Raw genomic sequence first — 16,442 nt, 5'->3', positions numbered from 1 at the left:
AATCGAATTTGGCAAAATGTCAAAATTAAGAAATAAAACGAAAGATTCGATCGGACTGCGGGAGCTGCTGTCGCTTCCTCTGGCAGAACAGCAGGAGCGCGGCTACGCCGACACCCTGCGCGAGATTCTGCAGCAACCGGCGACATGGGTGGCTACGGCCGACTTGCTGCGCAGTCCACAACGGCGGGAGCAGTTGCAGGCTGCGTTGACGCCACCGCCGAGCCATATCGTGCTGACCGGCTCGGGCAGTTCGATGTATATCGGCGAATGCCTTGCACCCACCCTGCAGCTCGGCCTGGGCATCCCGGCACAGGCCATCGCAGCCGGCACCTTGCTTACGCATTGGCGCAGTGTGCTCCCGCCCGGTGCCGGCTTGCTGATTTCGCTGGCGCGTTCGGGCGACAGCCCGGAAAGCTGCGGCGTAGTGGATCGCCTGTTGGCGGATGCGCCTGACTATCGCCATCTGGTCATCACCTGCAATGCCAATGGCAGGCTCGCCACCAGTTACCGCGATGATCCCCGGGTGACCGTTCTGGTGCTCGACGAACGCACCAATGACCGCAGCCTGGTGATGACCAGCAGCTTCACCAATCTGTTGCTGGCCGGCGCAGGTCTGGTCCAGCACCAAGACAGTGACGCCATCGCCGCGGTGAACCGGCTGGCACGCAGCGTCCAGCACGTCTTCGACGAGCAGGCGGATGCGCTCGCGGCGGTTGCCCGTGGTGAATTCAGCAACGTCGTCTATCTGGGCAGCGGCGGCGCGCTTGGCGCGGCTCATGAGTCCGCGTTGAAGATGCTGGAAATGAGCGGTGGCGCGGTGGTCACGATGGCGGAGACTTATCTCGGCCTGCGCCATGGGCCGATGTCCAGCCTCGACGGGCAGAGCCTGGTGGTCGGCTTCCTGTCGCCGGATCCGGCGGTGCGTGCGTACGAACTCGACCTGCTGCGCGAACTGTCGCGCAAACAGCTGGGCCTAACCCGGGTGCTGGTGGGCGAACACATCCCGGCTGATGTGCTGGGTCCGAACGACGTAGCGGTGGAGTTGGCGGGGCTTGGTACGACAGACGATGCACTGCCATTGCTGGCGGATGTGGCCGTCGGGCAACTGCTCGCGTTCTTCCGCTGCCTGGAGCTGGGCGGCAGGCCCGATACGCCGTCGCAGGGTGTGCTCACACGCGTGGTCGGGCACTTTCCGATGCACAGCGAGCGCAGCTCGAAAAATGGGCATGGAGAGGGCGCATGAAGCGCATCCTGGTCGTCGGCGAAATCAACGTCGATCTGGTCTTCAAGCATTGCCATGCGTTGCCCGCGCCTGGTCGCGAAGTGCTGGCCGGCGACTTCTGCATGACGCCAGGCAGCTCCTCGATGATCTGTGCGATGGGGCTGGCCAGGCTGGGCAATCCGGTTGCATTTCGCGGCAAACTCGGAGCCGACAGCTGGGGTACCTATTGTCTCGACGCACTGCGCGCCGCGGGCATCGACGTCGCCGCGGTGCAGCCGGACGCGACCTTGCGCACCGGCGTCACCGTCTCGCTGTCGACGCCGCAGGATCGCGCCTTGGTGACGTTCCCCGGCGCGATCGCCGCGCTGCGTGCGGACGAAGTGGATGACGCGTTGCTGGCCGGCGCCGATCACCTGCATGTTTCTTCGTACTACCTGCAGCGTGCGCTGCGGCCCGACTGCCGCACGCTCTTCGCGCGTGCGCATGCCGCCGGTCTGAGCACTTCGCTCGATCCCGGCTTCGATCCAGAACAGACGTGGGCGTCCGACCTGCTCGATACGCTGACCGAGGTCGACCTGTTCCTGCCGAACGAGCTGGAATTGGCGGCCATCACCGGACACGACAGCGTGCTTGCCGGTCTGCGTGCGCTCGACAACGGACGCACGCAAACCGTGGTGAAGCGCGGACAGCTTGGCTGCGCCAGCCTGGATCAGGAGCAGTTGCTCGAAGTGCCAGCGTTCGCCGTCAATCCGGTCGACAGTACCGGCGCCGGCGATTCGTTCGACGCCGGTTTTCTGCATGCGTGGCTGCGCGGCCAGACGCTGCATGACTGCATGCGCTGGGGCAGTGCCTGCGGCAGCCTTTCCACGCGACGCACGGGCGGAACGGTCGGCCAGGCCAGCGTGTCGGAAGTGCACACCTTGCTGGCGAACGTGCCGTGATCACGGTCATCGGTTTCAATACGGCGATCGACCGGTTCATCCGGCTGGACTCGCTGCGTCCCGGCGAAGTCAGTCGTGCACTCGACGAACAGGTCTGCCCCGGCGGCAAGGGCCTGCACGTGGCGCAGACGATCGCCGCGCTGGGTGAGCGCGTGCAGCTGGTCGGCCTGGTCGATCCTGCACATCGCAACATGATCGGTCGGCAGATGTGCGAGCGCGGCGTGCTGTTCCACGGCATCGAGGTCGCCGACAACCTGCGCACCTGCATCGCACTGCAGGACGCGAACGGCCAGATCACCGAAATCCTCGGGCAGGGGCCGCTGCTGGACAGTACGCAGCAGGAAGCACTGCTGCGCGCGTTCCGTCGTGGCGTCGATGACAGTGACCTGATCGTGCTGTCCGGCAGCCTGCCACGCGGCTTTTCGCCGACCACCTATGCCGAACTGGCCGCGCATGTGCGCGATGCCGACAAACGTTGCCTGGTCGACGCCGGTGGCGAGCTGCTGCAGCACGCCGTGCAGGCCCAACCTTTTCTGGTCAAACCCAATCGCGACGAGATCACCGAATTGCTCGATCGCCCGATTGGCGATCTCGCTGCGGCGGTGGCTGCGGTTCGCGAACTGCATGCGCGTGGCGTCGCAATGCCGGTAGTGACGATGGGTGCGCTGGGCGCGGTGGCTGCCGATGCGAGTGGCATCTGGCACGCCGCGATCGAGCTGGCGCAAGTGCACAACACCGTGGGCTCGGGCGACTGCCTGCTGGCCGGCATGACGGTGGGCATGGCGCGGAGCATGAATTTGGAAGAGACCTTGCGTCTGGGCGTCGCTTGCGGCGCAGCCAATGCGCAAGGTGAGGAAACCGGTTTCGTCGAACGGCGGGCGGTTGAGGCGTTGCTCTCGCAGGTTCGAGTGCACCGCCTGGCTTGACTGAAAAGCAGGGAGTCAAACCGGACCCTTATCTGGTCCGGCACGGAGTACTGCGTCTGAAATTTGGTGAAGGTGCGAACAAGTTCGTGGGAATCAGGAGTTTTCCACGGGTATCCATGACCGGCCTGCGACAGAGGGGAGAGGTCATTTCTGTGCAGTGCCATGGCGAATACGGGTGAGGTGTTTAATGCGAACTGGGAAAAGTACATTTTTTACTGCCGATGACAGGAACAGAAAGTTGCTGGCTTCGTCCATCGGCAAGTCATTGATGGCGATGCAAGTGGCCTTTGCGGTGGGCAGCCTGGCGTTTGCGGGGTGTGCGCTTGCGCAGACCGATACTTCACCAACCGTCGTGGATACCACGGCCACCAAGACGCCTGTGGAAAAACAACCGGTGCCGGACAAGGCCGTGAGCCTCAAGCAGGTTACCGTCACCGGCTCGAATATCCGCAGTGTGGATGTGGAAGCTGCACAGCCGGTGATCACCATCACCGCCGCGGACATCCAGAAGCAGGGCTTTGCCACGGTGGGACAGCTGTTGCAGAACGTGTCGGCGATGGCACCACCTGACCTGAGCCGGTCGGCACCCGGCGATCTTGGTCCGAACCAGGGTGGCTCCTTCATCGACCTGCGCGGACTCGGTGCGATGCGCACCTTGGTGCTGGTCGATGGCCAGCGCATTGGCGCCGCCCACGGCGGCTACACCAATATCAACGTGATTCCGACTTCCATCGTCGAACGCATCGACGTACTGGCCAGTGGTGCCTCGGCGGTGTACGGCTCCGACGCGATTGCCGGCGTGATCAACATCATCACCAAGAAGAACTACAACGGCGCCGAGATCGACACCTACAACGGCGAGTACATGCCGCATGGCGACGGCCAGCAGAACCAGTACAGCTTCACGGTCGGCAAGAGCACGGACAAGGGTGGCATCGTGTTCAGTGCCTCGTACCAGAACCAGGCAGCGGTGTGGACCGGCGACCGCGATTTCTCCGCCTATCCGTGGACCGATCAACATCCGTATTTCGGGCTGAGTTCGTACGGTCCCAACGGCATGATCCGCAATGCCGCCGGAGTGACCTATCCGGATGGCAGCCAGCGGCCGCTGGTGCTCGATGCAGGCGGCAACTCGCGCGACATCAACGACTATCACCCTTACGTGCGTCCGACCTACGCCGCGAACGGCGACGTGACCAGCCTGGCGAATGCGGGCGACCAGAACTACAACAGCTACGCCGGTCAGAACAACATGCTGCAGACGGCGGACAAGACCAAGAACCTGTATCTGGATGCCCACTACAACATCACGCCGAACATCACGGCCAAGATGAATCTTGGCTACAACATCGACAACGAGACCGCGCAATCGGGTTCACCGCTGTTCTACAGCGGAATGGGATCGAATGGTGATTTCCCTTCGATGCTTTCCGAGTACAGCTATTACAACCCGTTGTACGGCCAGCAGGCGCTGAGTGTCGCGCGGCTGATCACCGAAACAAGCTACCGCAGTTACAACAATCCCAAGAACTATCACTACAGCTTTGGCCTGGATGGCAACTTCAGCGTGGGTGACCACGTGTTCAACTGGGACGTCTACACGTACGACAGCAAGATCAAGGGCGTCAACACGCGTACGGGTTATTTCAACCTGATCAACGTGGCGAACGCACTGGGGCCATCGTTCATGGGCTCCAATGGCGTGGTCCAGTGCGGTACGCCAGGCAATGTCATTGCCGGCTGCGTTCCGTTCAATCCGCTTGCCGGTCCGGGCGGCATCACACCACAGATGCTCAAGTACCTGTTGATCAACAGTGTCGAGACTTACGGCAGCGACGAGCGGGCCTATGTGGCCGATTTCGGCGGCAACCTGTTTGAACTGCCCGGCGGCGACCTGACCTTCGCCACCGGCGTGCAGCATCGCGATGAGTCCGGTTACGACAATCCGGATGCCTTTGCCTATTCGGGTTATTCCACCGACGGTGGCGTGGGGCCGAACAGCGGCGGCTACGATCTGAACGAAGCGTATGTCGAGGTCAACGCGCCGCTGCTGAAGGATCTTCCCGCTATCCAGAGCCTCAGCATCGATGCGGCGCGACGCTATTCCCATTACAGCAACTTCGGCAGCACGCTCAACGATTCGTACAAGCTGACCTGGCAACCGGTCACGGATGTATTGGTTCGCGCCAGTTACGGTACCGGCTTTCGCGCACCCACGGTCAACGACCTCTATCAGGGACGCTACCTGGCTGGCACGTTCACCGACCCCTGCGACAGCGTGTATGGATCGGGTGCCTACGGCGGCAGTGCCGTGGTCGCGCAGCGATGTCTGAGCGGCTATGGCGGCATCCCTGGCGTCGCAGCCGATTTCCGTCAGACCGACAGCAATGGTGTGCCGGTCACCGGCCCCGGCGGCAGCGGTGCCTTGCCGAATACCAACTTCACCGGCGGCAATCCCAACCTGCGGCCTGAGCATTCCTACAACGGCGATCTCGGACTGGTGTACAGCCCGTCCTGGCTGCCCGGTTTCAATGCCTCGGTCGACTGGTGGAGCTACAACATCCGCAACCTGATCACCGGCATCAGCAACGACCAGGTGCTGGCGGATTGCTACCAGTACAGCATCACGTCGGCCTGCGGCCAGTTCCAGCGTCAGGCCGGTACCGGCCAGATCTACAACCTGCTGAACCTGGAAACCAATGCCGGCTGGCAGAAGGAGCACGGCTACGACTTCGCCTTCAGCTATGCGTTGCCGGAGACCGCGTTCGGCAAGTTCAAGCTGGGCTTGAACGGCACCTACATTTCGATGTTCAACGAGTTGCCGACGGTCGGTTCGAACGTCATTTACGCGGCGGGCAACACGGCCAATTTCTACACAGCGTGGCGCTTGCGCTCCAGCGTGACCTTGAACTGGGACTGGCGCCAGGTGGGTGCCAGCTGGACGCTGCGTTACTTCTCGCCGTACAAGGCCGCCTGCGCTTATCCGCCGCCTACCACGACCACCCAGTTCCCCTGCACGCTGCCTGATTACTACGCGCCAGGCGTGGGCATCGAACCGCAGACGCAGGTACCCTCGGTCAGCTTCAACGACGTGCAGGTGTATTGGAAGGCTCCGTGGAACGCGACCATCTCGCTGGGTGCCAACAACGTATTCAATCGCAAGGGGCCGATCGTCTACGGCTACTACGGATCGGGCAGCGACACGCCGTACAACTACAACGCGTCGTACGACATCGGCCGCTATGTCTATGTGCGCTACCAGCAGAAGTTCTGATGATGGCTGCCGTCCGGATCGACTCCGGACGGCATGTTGTGGAAGGTCAGCAAAACCTGTCGCTCGTGGTAGCTGCGAGCGGCAGTTGTCGAACCAACAGAGGAAGGTTTTCCATGTCTCGTATTCGTTTCAATCCATCGGTGATAAAGACACCAGCCGCAAACGGGGTTCCATTGCGTGCTTCGTGGCTCACCGCATGCCTGCTGACCACGTTGCTCGGCGTCGGCATGGCCCACGCTGACAGCGTCGTCGACAACAGCAAGCTGGTACTTCATCCCGGCGCACCGGCCTTTGTCGAGCAGTCGGGTGCCGACCGTTTCGGCAATGCCGCGATCGAGGCGAGCTGGAAAGTCGATCAGCAGCATCTCACCGACATGGTCATCGTGGACCGCGTGCATCAGCAGTCGCTCAAGATGCTGGCGCCGTTCGCACTGGTGATGGCCGATGGCACGATCATCCGTGCCGCCGACATGCATCTTTTGGCCGCGCCACGCGAGCAGGCGCTGCCGGTGAACGCAAATGCATCGCGCTTGGCCGAACGTCTGCCCGGCAAGTCGATCCAGGCCAGTTTCGGCGATGCCGACGGCCGCTTCCGGGTCGACTGGCAGCTGGTGCAGCGCGATGACTCGCCTTACCTGCGCGAGCTGGTGTCGATCACGGCGCTGAAGCAGGGCGAGAAGATTGCCAAGGTGTCGCTGCTGGAAACGCAGGTGGCGGATGCCGAGGTGAGGGGTGACGTGCAGGGTTCGCCGGTTACGGCCGGTGATGTCTATCTCGGCTTCGAGCATCCACTGTCGGACAGCGAGGTGCGCGGCAGCAACGTCAAGCTGAGCCTGGCACGACAGTTGCCGCTGGAGCAGGGCAAGACGATCGATTATTCGGCGGTGATCGGCGTGGTGCGCGACGGCCAGATGCGGCGCGACTTCGCCGGTTATGTCGAACGCGAACGGGCACATCCGTATCGCACCTTCCTGCATTACAACTCGTGGTACGACATCGGTTACTTCACGCCGTATACGGAAGCGCAGGCGCTGGACCGGATCAACACGATCGGCAACGAGCTGCATGTGAAGCGTGGCGTGACGCTCGACTCGTACCTGTTCGACGACGGCTGGGACGATCGCAGCGGCAGCTGGCACTTCAGCAAGGATTTTCCGCACGGCTTCGCGCCGCTGCAGCAGGCTGCGGCCAGATACGGCGCCGCACCCGGTGTGTGGCTGTCGCCTTGGGGCGGCTATGGTCCGCCGGCCAAGGAACGCGCCGCGCGCGGCGCGAAGTCTGGCTACGAAATCGTCAAGGATGGCCTCGCGCTGTCCGGCCCGAACTACTACCAGCGCTTTCATGACGCGGTGATGGATCTGCTCGACAAGAACGGCATCAACCAGTTCAAGTTCGACGGCACCGGCAATGCCGACAGCGTGTTTCCCGGCAGCCGCTTCGACAGCGATTTTGCCGCGGCGATCCAGTTGATCTGGGACATCCGCAAGGACAAGCCGGACACCTTCATCAACCTCACCACCGGTACCTATCCGTCGCCGTTCTGGCTGCGCTACGCCGACACCATCTGGCGTGACGGCGAGGACGACAGCGAAACCGGCGTCGGCAGCACGCGCGAGCGCTGGATCACCTATCGCGATCTGCAGACCTACCAGAACATCGTCATCAAGGGGCCGCTGTTCCCGCTCAATTCGCTGATGCTCCACGGCATCATCTATGCGAAGGAGAACCGCAAGCTCAACACCGATCCGGGCCACGATTTCGCCAACGAAGTGCATTCGTATTTCGGCACCGGCACCGAGCTGCAGGAGATGTACATCACGCCGTCGCTGCTGAGCACGCAGGACTGGGACGTGCTCGCCGAATCCGCGCGCTGGTCGCGCGCGAATGCCGACGTGCTGCGCGACACGCACTGGATCGGTGGCGATCCGGGTCGGTTGAATGTGTACGGTTGGGCCTCGTGGTCGCCGGCCAAGGCGATCATCACGTTGCGCAATCCGGATGCGAAGCCGCAATTGGCGGTGATCGACCTGCAGCGCCAGCTGGAGTTGCCAGCCAATGCGGCCCGCCGTTTCAGTGCGCACAGCCCATGGCAGGCCGATGCCGGCAAGCCTTCGCTGGCACTGGATGCGGACCATCCGCAGACGATCACGCTGGCTCCATTCGAAGTGCTGACACTGGAACTGACACCGGCAAAATCCGGCTCCTGAGTGCGCCGGATCTCACGGCAGACAGGGCAATCTCTGCCTGCCGTGAGGCTGCCGTCACCGTTCATTGATCGACGAGAGAAGCCTCATGCGGCGACGGGATTTTCTGCGCCTGACGGCACTGACGCCGCTGGCTGCGTTGAGCCTGCGCAGTCACGCTGTCTCGGTTTCGACAGGCGCCGCGACTGGGCAACTCCCGGATGGTCGTCTGCACCGACTCGAGCTGAAGGCACACAGCTTCATGCTGGATGGCAAGCCGCTGCAGATCCGCAGTGGCGAGATGCATCCGGCACGCATCCCTGCCGAGTACTGGCTGCATCGCATCCGCATGGCGAAGGCGATGGGCCTCAACACGATTTCCATCTACCTGATGTGGAACCACCTGGAGCGCGAGCCGGGCGAATTCGACCTGCATACCGGCAACCGGGATTTTGTCCGCTTCATCAGGCTGTGCCAGCGCGAGGGCATGTGGGTCTACCTGCGGCCCGGCCCGTATATCTGCGGCGAGTGGGATTACGGCGGCCTGCCACCCTACCTGTTGCGCAAGCCGGATATCCGCGTGCGCAGCAGAGACGATCCCGACTACATGGCGGCGGTGCGGCGCTACATCGACACGATCGCGCCGCTCATCCATCCGCTGATGGCGTACAACGGCGGCCCGGTGTTGATGCTGCAGGTAGAGAACGAATACGCCTCGTTCGGCCATGATCGGGATTACCTCAAACAGCTGCAGGCGTTGTGGGAGACGCACGGTATCCGTGGTCCGTTCACGATTTCCGATGGCCTCGGCCAGCTCCAGCAACAGCACACCTATCTGCCCGGCACGGTGCTGGGTCTGGACGGCGATACCGGTTTCGCCACGGCGCAGACGATCGCCGGTGATGCGCCCGTGTGGGTGGGCGAAGGCTATCCGGGCTGGCTCACGCACTGGGGCGACAGGGATTTTCAGCGCGGTGATTTCGCCGCAACGCTGCGCGGGCTGCTGCAACAGGGGCGTTCGTTCAATCTGTATGTCGTGCACGGCGGCAGCAATTTCGGCTTCAGCGCCGGCGCCAATGCGAAAGGCGACTACTCGCACTTCGAGCCGGTGATCACCAGCTACGACTACGGTGCGCCGATCAACGAGCGCGGTGAGGCCACGTCCGAGTATCACGTGTTTCGCGCGCTGCTTGCCGCGCATGCAACGCAACCGCTGCCTGATGTGCCGGCGACACCACCTGTGATCCGTTTCGCGGCGATCACGCCGGTGGCGCATGCCTCGCTATGGGACAACCTGCCAGCGCCGAAGGCCGTGAAAAATCCGCAGGCGAACGAATTGTTGTTCGCGCAGGATCACGGCCTGGTGCTGTATCGCAGGAACATCCCTGCTGCCGCCGCAGCCCTGATGCTCGACGGCGTGCGCGATTACGCCACGGTGTTTCGTGATGGGCACTACGTCGATTACGTTTCGCGCGTGCAGCACGCCAAACTGCGAGCAGGCAACCGGGTCGATCTCCCAGCCATCGTTGATGGCGATGCTTCTCAGCTCGACATTCTTGTCGACAGCTTCGGTCACGTCGGTTACGGCCAGGCGATGGCCGACCGCAAGGGCATCGTCGGCAGCATTCACCTCAATGGTGACGAGCTCGAAGACTGGGATGTACACAGTCTGCCGCTGGACGATGGCTATATCCGACAACTGAAACCGGTGGTCGCTGCACCGTCGCGCCCGGGCATCTTCTTCAAGGCGATCCTGCGACTTGACCGGCTCGGTGACAGCTATATCGACTTGTCGGGCTGGGCCAAGGGCTATCTGTGGGTCAACGGCCAGCTGCTCGGCCGCTACTGGAACCTCGGTCCGCAGCAACGGCTGTACTGTCCCGCGTCATGGTTCCGCCACGGTGACAACGAACTGCTGATCTTCGATCTGCACCAGACCGTCGCCGCGCCGATTCATGGCGCGACGACCTTGCATGTCTAGCGGATCAGGCCTTGCCGTGGAACAGTTCGCGACCGATCAGCATGCGGCGGATCTCGTTGGTGCCGGCGCCGATCTCGTACAGCTTGGCATCGCGCAGCAGGCGGCCGGCCGGGAACTCGTTGATGTAGCCGTTGCCGCCGAGCGTCTGGATCGCCTCAAGCGCCACTTGCACCGCATTGACCGAGGCATTGAGCAGGCATGCCGCCGGATCGATGCGCGACTTCACACCGTTGTCGAACTGCTGCGCCACCATGTAGGCAAATCCACGTGAACTCTGCAGCGCGGTATACATGTCAGCGATCTTCGCCTGCATCACACCGAACGTGCCGATCGGCGCATTGAACTGCTTGCGCTCGCGCACGTAGGGCAGGGCGAGATCCAGTGCCGCCTGCATCAGGCCGAGCGGGCCGCCGGACAGCACCAGCCGCTCGGTGTCGAGGCCGCTCATCAGCACGCGCACGCCTTCGTTGACCTCGCCGACGATGTTCTCGTGCGGAATCTCGCAATCCTCGAACACGAGCTCGCAGGTGTTGGAGCCGCGCATGCCGAGCTTGTCGAGTTTCTGTGCGGTGGAGAAACCCTTCATGCCTTTCTCGACGATGAAGGCGGTCATGCAGCGGCTGCCCGCCGGACGCGGTGCGGTGCGCATGTAGACCAGCAGCACGTCGGCATCGGGGCCGTTGGTGATCCACATCTTGCTGCCGTTGGCGACCCACACGTCGCCTTTCTTCTCGGCCTTGCAGGTCATCGAGCCGACCACGTCGGAACCGGCACCCGGCTCGCTCATCGCCAGCGCACCGATGTACTCGCCGGTGCACATCTTGGGGATGTACTTGCGCCGCTGTTCTTCGTTGCCGTTGTGGAAGATGTTCTGCACGGCGAGGTTGGAGTGCGCGCCGTACGACAGCCCCACCGAACCCGAAGCGCGCGAGATCTCCTCCATCGCCACCATGTGCGCAAGGAAGCCCATGCCGGTGCCGCCGTACTCGGTTGGTATCGTCATGCCGAGCAGGCCCATTTCGCCGAACTTGTGCCACAGGTCGGCCGGGAACAGGTTGTCGCGGTCAATGCGGTCGGCGCGCGGGGCGATTTCCTTTTCCGCAAATGCGTGCACGGTATGGCGCAGCAGATCGATGTCTTCTCCGAGCGGAAACGGGCGCATCACGAACTCCTTGGTGTGCAGATGGTCATTTTAGCGCGTGATGGGTTGGCAATAGCACTTGGCTCCCCCCCCTGTGCGCAGGGGAGGGTTGGGGAGGGGGCTCTTGCGGTTGATTGGGTCAAGGGAAAAGCACCCCCTCCCAGCCTCCCCCTGCAAGCAGGGGGAGGAGCAAATAAAAAACTGGTCGTTCGGCCAGAGGAGCAAAGAAAAAGCCGCCGATGGACTGGCGGCTTTTTGCTTAGGCGACGGCGCGGCTTACTGCCCGCGCATGCGGCCCTGGAAGCGGGTGCCGTTGTTGCCCATGTGCGGCAGCTTGATCTTGCCGATCGCGTTGATGCGCTCTTCGGCCAGACGGTCGGCGGCCAGATAGGTCGGCACGTTCTGCGTCTTGCTGATCTCGAAGATGCGGCCCAGGTTGTAATAGATCGTGCGCATCATGCGCATCGCGCGCTCGCGGTTGTAGCCGTCGATTTCCAGCGAGACGTTCATCACGCCACCGGCGTTGACCGCGTAATCCGGTGCGTACAGCACGCCGCGCTTCTGCAACTCGTCGCCGATCTCGTCGGTGGCCAGCTGGTTGTTGGCCGCGCCGCAGATGATCTTCGCCTTGATGCGGTCGATCGTCTGCGCGTTGACCGTGCCACCCAGCGCGCACGGCGAATACACGTCAGCGTCGACGTCGTAGATCTCGTCCAGGCCCACGGCTTCGCAACCCAGCTCGTCCACGCAGCGCTGCACCGCATCCTTGTTGATGTCGGTGACGAACACCTTGGCGCCCTGTTCGCGCAGCAGCTTGATGAACTCGCTGCCGACGTGGCCGGCACCCTGCACGGCGAAGCTGTACTTGCCCACGTCTTCATTGCCGTGCTTGAACTGCAGCGCGGCCATCAGGCCCTGCAGCGTGCCGTAGGCAGTGAACGGCGACGGGTCGCCCGAGCCGCCATGCACCTGGTGCACGCCGGTCACGTACTCGGTTTCGCGGAACACGTATTCCATGTCGTTGACGTCGATGCCGACGTCCTCGGCGGTGATGTAGCGGCCGTTCAACGAGTTGACGAAGCGGCCGAACGCGCGGAACAGCGCCTCGGACTTGTCCTTGCTCGGATCGCCGATGATCACCGCCTTGCCGCCGCCCAGGTTCAGGCCGGCCACCGCGTTCTTGAAGGTCATGCCGCGCGACAGGCGCAGTACATCGTTCACCGCCTCCTGCTCGGTCTTGTACGGCCACATGCGCAAACCGCCGAGCGCAGGGCCCAGCACCGTGTTGTGGATCGCGATGATGGCCTTCAGGCCGGCGTCCTTGTTGTGGCAAAACACGACTTCTTCGTGACCGGTCTTGGCGATGGTTTCAAAGATCATTGGAACGGTGACTCCATGATTTACGGTGCCGGAGGGCATCTACAGATGAGCGGCGGAGGGGATGCAGGGAACCCGCCGAGGTATGGAAACAGCGAAAACTGATCGCCCCGACCGAAGCCGGGGCGATGAATCTAAAGCGTCAAGTTTAATACGTCGTGTCGCGAGCGGGTGTCGCGGCGCAGCAAGTCGACGGCGTATGGAGCGCGTCCATGCGTGAAAAGCTGCGCAGACGGAGTTCGGATCAATCGTGGCTCACAGGTCCAGCCATCTGCCCGGACGGAAATGCCAGCCATCGCGATGTTGTTCCCAGCTGGCATCCACATAGCGATAGCCGGGCTTCTCAGGCTCCCAGCGGCCAGCAACCGGTACAAAGTCATGACCATCCCACCGATAAAAGCTGTGGACCCAGACATAGCCGCGACGCGGTTGAACCGCCTCGATCACAAACGGTGGCGGTGCCCGTGGTGCCACCACATCGTTCGCGTAAGTGCGGTACATCAGGGGATGGTGGACGACGGGTTGTCCCTGGGCGGCCTGCTCGGCGCAACCGGCAGCGCATGCAGTGACGCCGGCCAGCAAGACAAGGGCTACGAAGCGGTAAAGCATGGGTGCAGTTTCCTGTGCAGGGAATGATCGGGCCGTCGGCGCAAAGTCTAACGCGCAGGCACGGCGTTATCGCCGCAGCCCATAAGGAAACGCCCCGTCAGACGGGGCGTTTCCTGCAGATCGAACGCGATGCGTATCAGCCGGCCGCCCACACGCCGACGCGCCAGTGCCAGCCGTCGCGGCGCTGTTCCCAATGCGGGTGCACGTAGTGGTAGCCGGGGCGCATCCGCTCCCAGTGGCCGCGCTCGGCGACATAATGGCGGCCGTCCCAGCGCCAGTAGCCACGCGCCCAGATAAAGCCGGGGCGCGGCTCAACATTTTCCACGAACATGGCAGGCGGTGGCTGCGGTGCCACCACTTCCACATAGCCTGGATCAGGGCGCGGTCCGTAGACCACAGGACGCGCCGGTTCCACCACACAGCCGGCGGCCAGTGCGGTGACGGCAACGAGAGAGGTGAGAGCAACAAGACGAATGGACATGGCAGGGTCTATTCCGGATGAGGTTGATGGGAAGTTACGACGCCAGTGTGGCTTGTGCGGAAGCTGTTGCGACAGCCGTCCGTCACTCGCAGGTTGTTGCGCGTTCAGCGGCCCCAATAGCCTTGGTGGAAGCGCCAGCCGCCATGGCCTTGCACCCAATAGGCCGGGCGATAGTGGTAACCGGGACGTGCGCGTACCCAGTAACCGCCGGCCCACACATGGCGACGATAACGCCCGTCCCAGCGCCAGTAACCCGGCGCCCAGACATAACCCATGCGCGGCGGCGGTACGCGCTCATAGCGTGGAGCAGGCGGCGCGACACCGATGCCGACGCCAATCGCAACTTGTGCCGTGGCCGGCGGTGCGTAGGTCACACCAGCGAAGGTCAGGCCGAGTCCGGCAAGCAGGGCCAGTTTCAGGGGCAGGCTGTTCATCATGGTTCCTCCGTCGTTACCGCATGGCGCGGCTGTGATGACGATAACGGAGTGGAACGGGACGTGTTGACCCTGGTCCAGACGCTCGTTCAGCTTTCGGCCGGGGCAGGTGAAGGGCCTCGCGCGGAAGCAAGCGCCTTGCTTCTTGAAAGGAACGAACGGTCGTGCTATTTATGTTTCCATGACTACGGCCACCCATTCCGGCAAACGCGCTTCGACCCGTGACCTGATCCTCGGCCACGCCTATGCGATGGCCCGCAGTGACGGTCTGGAAGGCTTGTCCATCGGCACGCTGGCCACCGGCGTGAACATGTCCAAGAGCGGCGTATTCGCCCATTTCGGCTCCCGTGAGGAACTGCAGCTTGCGGTACTGGAGGCGGCGGCGCAGCGTTTCAGGGCCAAGGTGTTGTTGCCCGCTTTGAAGCAGCCGCGCGGGCTGCCGCGCCTGCGTGCCATCGTCGCCAACTGGTTTGAGTGGGGGCGTGAACACCGGAGCGGCTGTGTGCTGCTTTCCGCGGCCAGCGAATACGATGGACGAAATGGTGCACTGCACGATAAAGTGGTTTCACAGCAGGCCGACTGGCGTAGTGGATTGCAGGTAGCCATTGCACAGGCCATGACCGAAGGGCACCTGCGCAGCGATACCGATACCGCTCAGCTCGCGTTCGAAATCTACGCACTGATGCTCGGCTTGCACCACGATGCCGGGTTGTTCGGGTTCGACGAGGCCGGCCAACGCGCCGCGCAGGCCTTCGAGCGTCTCTGGCGCAGCTGGCAAAACTGAGGAAGACGCCCATGTCCTCCAAATCCACCGCTGCGATCAATCGTCCGGGCCTGGCTGCCCGCTTCAAGCTGGGCACCGTGCGTGCCGGTTTTGCGTTTGGCAGCCGGTTGGCGCCGCAGCACACTGTAAAGCGTGCTGCGCAGCTGTTCGCCACGCCATTCGCCAGCAGCCGCACCCGCGCGCAGGCCGTGCAGGGCGATGACGAGATGCAGCGCGGTCAGCTTCAGGTCAACGGCGAAACCATCGCCACTTATGTCTGGGGCGATCCGGTACTGCAGCCCTACGCCTTGCTGGCACACGGCTGGTCCAGCTTCGGCCTGCGTTTCCTGCCGTGGGTGGCGAAGCTGCGCGCGCAGGGTTACGCCGTAGTCACGTTTGATCAACCCGGCCACGGCTACAGCAGCGGCAAGCTGTGCACACTGCCGGAATTCACCGATACCGTGCACGCCGTCGGCCAGTACTACGGTGAGGCGGCGCTGGCGATCGGTCACTCGCTCGGTGGTGCTGCCGTCACGCTGGCGCAGGACGAAGCCTGGCGTGCGCGCAAGTTGATCCTGGTGGCGCCTGCCGCGGACATGGCGGCGGCCGTCGGTCGTTTCTTCCGTTTCGTGCGCCTTGCAGGCTACCTGCGTGAAGCGTTCTATCTGTGGCTGCTGCGCCGTACCGGCGTCAGCGTCGAGCAGCTGCAGGTGCATCACCATCTGCCCGCGCTGGGTTCGCCCGGCCTGATCGTGCACGACCTCGATGACGACGATGTGCCGTGGGGCGAGGGCGAACGTTATGCGCACTACTGGCCTGGTGCGCGCCTGTTCACTACGCAGGGGCTCGGTCATCGTCGTGTGCTCGATGCGCCCGAAGTGATCGATGCGGCGCTAGCCTTCATCCGCGGCGAGCAGGTTGGCACGCGGGTCATCGGCAGCACGAATCTGTCGCTCTGCGTGTAGGTTTCCCTTCGCCCCTTGGCAACCTCAAGCCTTGGGAGCCTCAAGGAATATTGCCGTCATCCCGGCGAAGGCCGGGATCGCTTCTGGAAGGCGGAGGAGCAAATGCGATCCCGGCCTTCGCCGGGATGACGTAACGGTGGATGGC

13 protein-coding genes are annotated in these 16,442 nt (G+C 63.1%); 8 read left to right on the top strand and 5 right to left on the bottom strand.

Annotated features, from left to right (window positions below):
• The first annotated feature begins 16 nt into the window (after positions 1-16).
• The 6 genes from B0E51_RS11585 (at position 17) to B0E51_RS11560 (ending at position 10,527) form a co-directional block, all read left to right on the top strand.
• Positions 17-1,243: a tagatose-6-phosphate ketose isomerase gene (locus tag B0E51_RS11585; RefSeq protein WP_254424508.1), complete on the top strand. Its 1,227-nt coding sequence runs from the start codon at positions 17-19 to the stop codon at positions 1,241-1,243.
• Entirely contained in the window at positions 1,240-2,163 is a 924-nt protein-coding gene (locus B0E51_RS11580) for a sugar kinase (protein WP_077445073.1), read from the top strand. The genes B0E51_RS11585 and B0E51_RS11580 overlap by 4 nt, the downstream gene beginning before the upstream one ends.
• Entirely contained in the window at positions 2,160-3,089 is a 930-nt protein-coding gene (locus B0E51_RS11575; protein WP_077445072.1) for a 1-phosphofructokinase family hexose kinase, read from the top strand. The genes B0E51_RS11580 and B0E51_RS11575 overlap by 4 nt, the downstream gene beginning before the upstream one ends.
• Before the next feature lie 238 nt (positions 3,090-3,327).
• The gene (locus B0E51_RS11570) at positions 3,328-6,363 is read left to right on the top strand and encodes a TonB-dependent receptor (RefSeq protein ID WP_168172633.1); all 3,036 of its coding nucleotides are present in this window, start codon (positions 3,328-3,330) and stop codon (positions 6,361-6,363) included.
• Between the two features lie 113 nt (positions 6,364-6,476).
• Positions 6,477-8,570 carry an enterotoxin gene (locus B0E51_RS11565; protein WP_254424507.1) on the top strand — a complete coding sequence of 698 codons (2,094 nt, stop codon included), beginning with the start codon at positions 6,477-6,479 and terminating at the stop codon, positions 8,568-8,570.
• Between the two features lie 85 nt (positions 8,571-8,655).
• Complete coding sequence (locus B0E51_RS11560) at positions 8,656-10,527, top strand: beta-galactosidase (RefSeq protein ID WP_077445070.1); 1,872 nt, start codon at positions 8,656-8,658, stop codon at positions 10,525-10,527.
• A gap of 4 nt (positions 10,528-10,531) precedes the next feature.
• Here B0E51_RS11560 and B0E51_RS11555 read toward each other — a convergent pair whose 3' ends face one another.
• From B0E51_RS11555 to B0E51_RS11535, 5 genes are all read right to left on the bottom strand, one after another.
• The gene (locus B0E51_RS11555; protein ID WP_077445069.1) at positions 10,532-11,689 is read right to left on the bottom strand and encodes an isovaleryl-CoA dehydrogenase; all 1,158 of its coding nucleotides are present in this window, start codon (positions 11,687-11,689) and stop codon (positions 10,532-10,534) included.
• 255 nt (positions 11,690-11,944) lie between these two features.
• Entirely contained in the window at positions 11,945-13,048 is a 1,104-nt protein-coding gene (locus B0E51_RS11550; RefSeq protein WP_077445068.1) for a Glu/Leu/Phe/Val dehydrogenase dimerization domain-containing protein, read from the bottom strand.
• Positions 13,049-13,300: 252 nt separating this feature from the next.
• Complete coding sequence (locus B0E51_RS11545; protein WP_077445067.1) at positions 13,301-13,654, bottom strand: YXWGXW repeat-containing protein; 354 nt, start codon at positions 13,652-13,654, stop codon at positions 13,301-13,303.
• A gap of 136 nt (positions 13,655-13,790) precedes the next feature.
• Entirely contained in the window at positions 13,791-14,135 is a 345-nt protein-coding gene (locus B0E51_RS11540) for a YXWGXW repeat-containing protein (RefSeq protein WP_077445066.1), read from the bottom strand.
• Between the two features lie 104 nt (positions 14,136-14,239).
• Positions 14,240-14,569 (bottom strand): YXWGXW repeat-containing protein, encoded by a 330-nt coding sequence (locus tag B0E51_RS11535; protein WP_077445257.1) that lies wholly within the window; start codon positions 14,567-14,569, stop codon positions 14,240-14,242.
• Between the two features lie 181 nt (positions 14,570-14,750).
• Between B0E51_RS11535 and B0E51_RS11530 the strand changes: the two genes are divergently transcribed.
• Together B0E51_RS11530 and B0E51_RS11525 are read left to right on the top strand one after the other, a co-directional pair.
• Complete coding sequence (locus B0E51_RS11530) at positions 14,751-15,353, top strand: TetR/AcrR family transcriptional regulator (RefSeq protein ID WP_077445065.1); 603 nt, start codon at positions 14,751-14,753, stop codon at positions 15,351-15,353.
• An 11-nt stretch (positions 15,354-15,364) separates the two neighbouring features.
• A complete protein-coding gene (locus tag B0E51_RS11525; RefSeq protein ID WP_077445064.1) occupies positions 15,365-16,297 on the top strand; it encodes an alpha/beta hydrolase in 933 nt (310 codons plus the stop codon).
• Positions 16,298-16,442: the final 145 nt, after the last annotated feature.

It is taken from the genome of Rhodanobacter sp. C05, assembly GCF_002001165.1.
Taxonomy (GTDB): Bacteria; Pseudomonadota; Gammaproteobacteria; order Xanthomonadales; family Rhodanobacteraceae; genus Rhodanobacter.
Note: the sequence above shows the minus strand (reverse complement) of the source record. Positions and strands in the feature narration are given on the sequence as shown.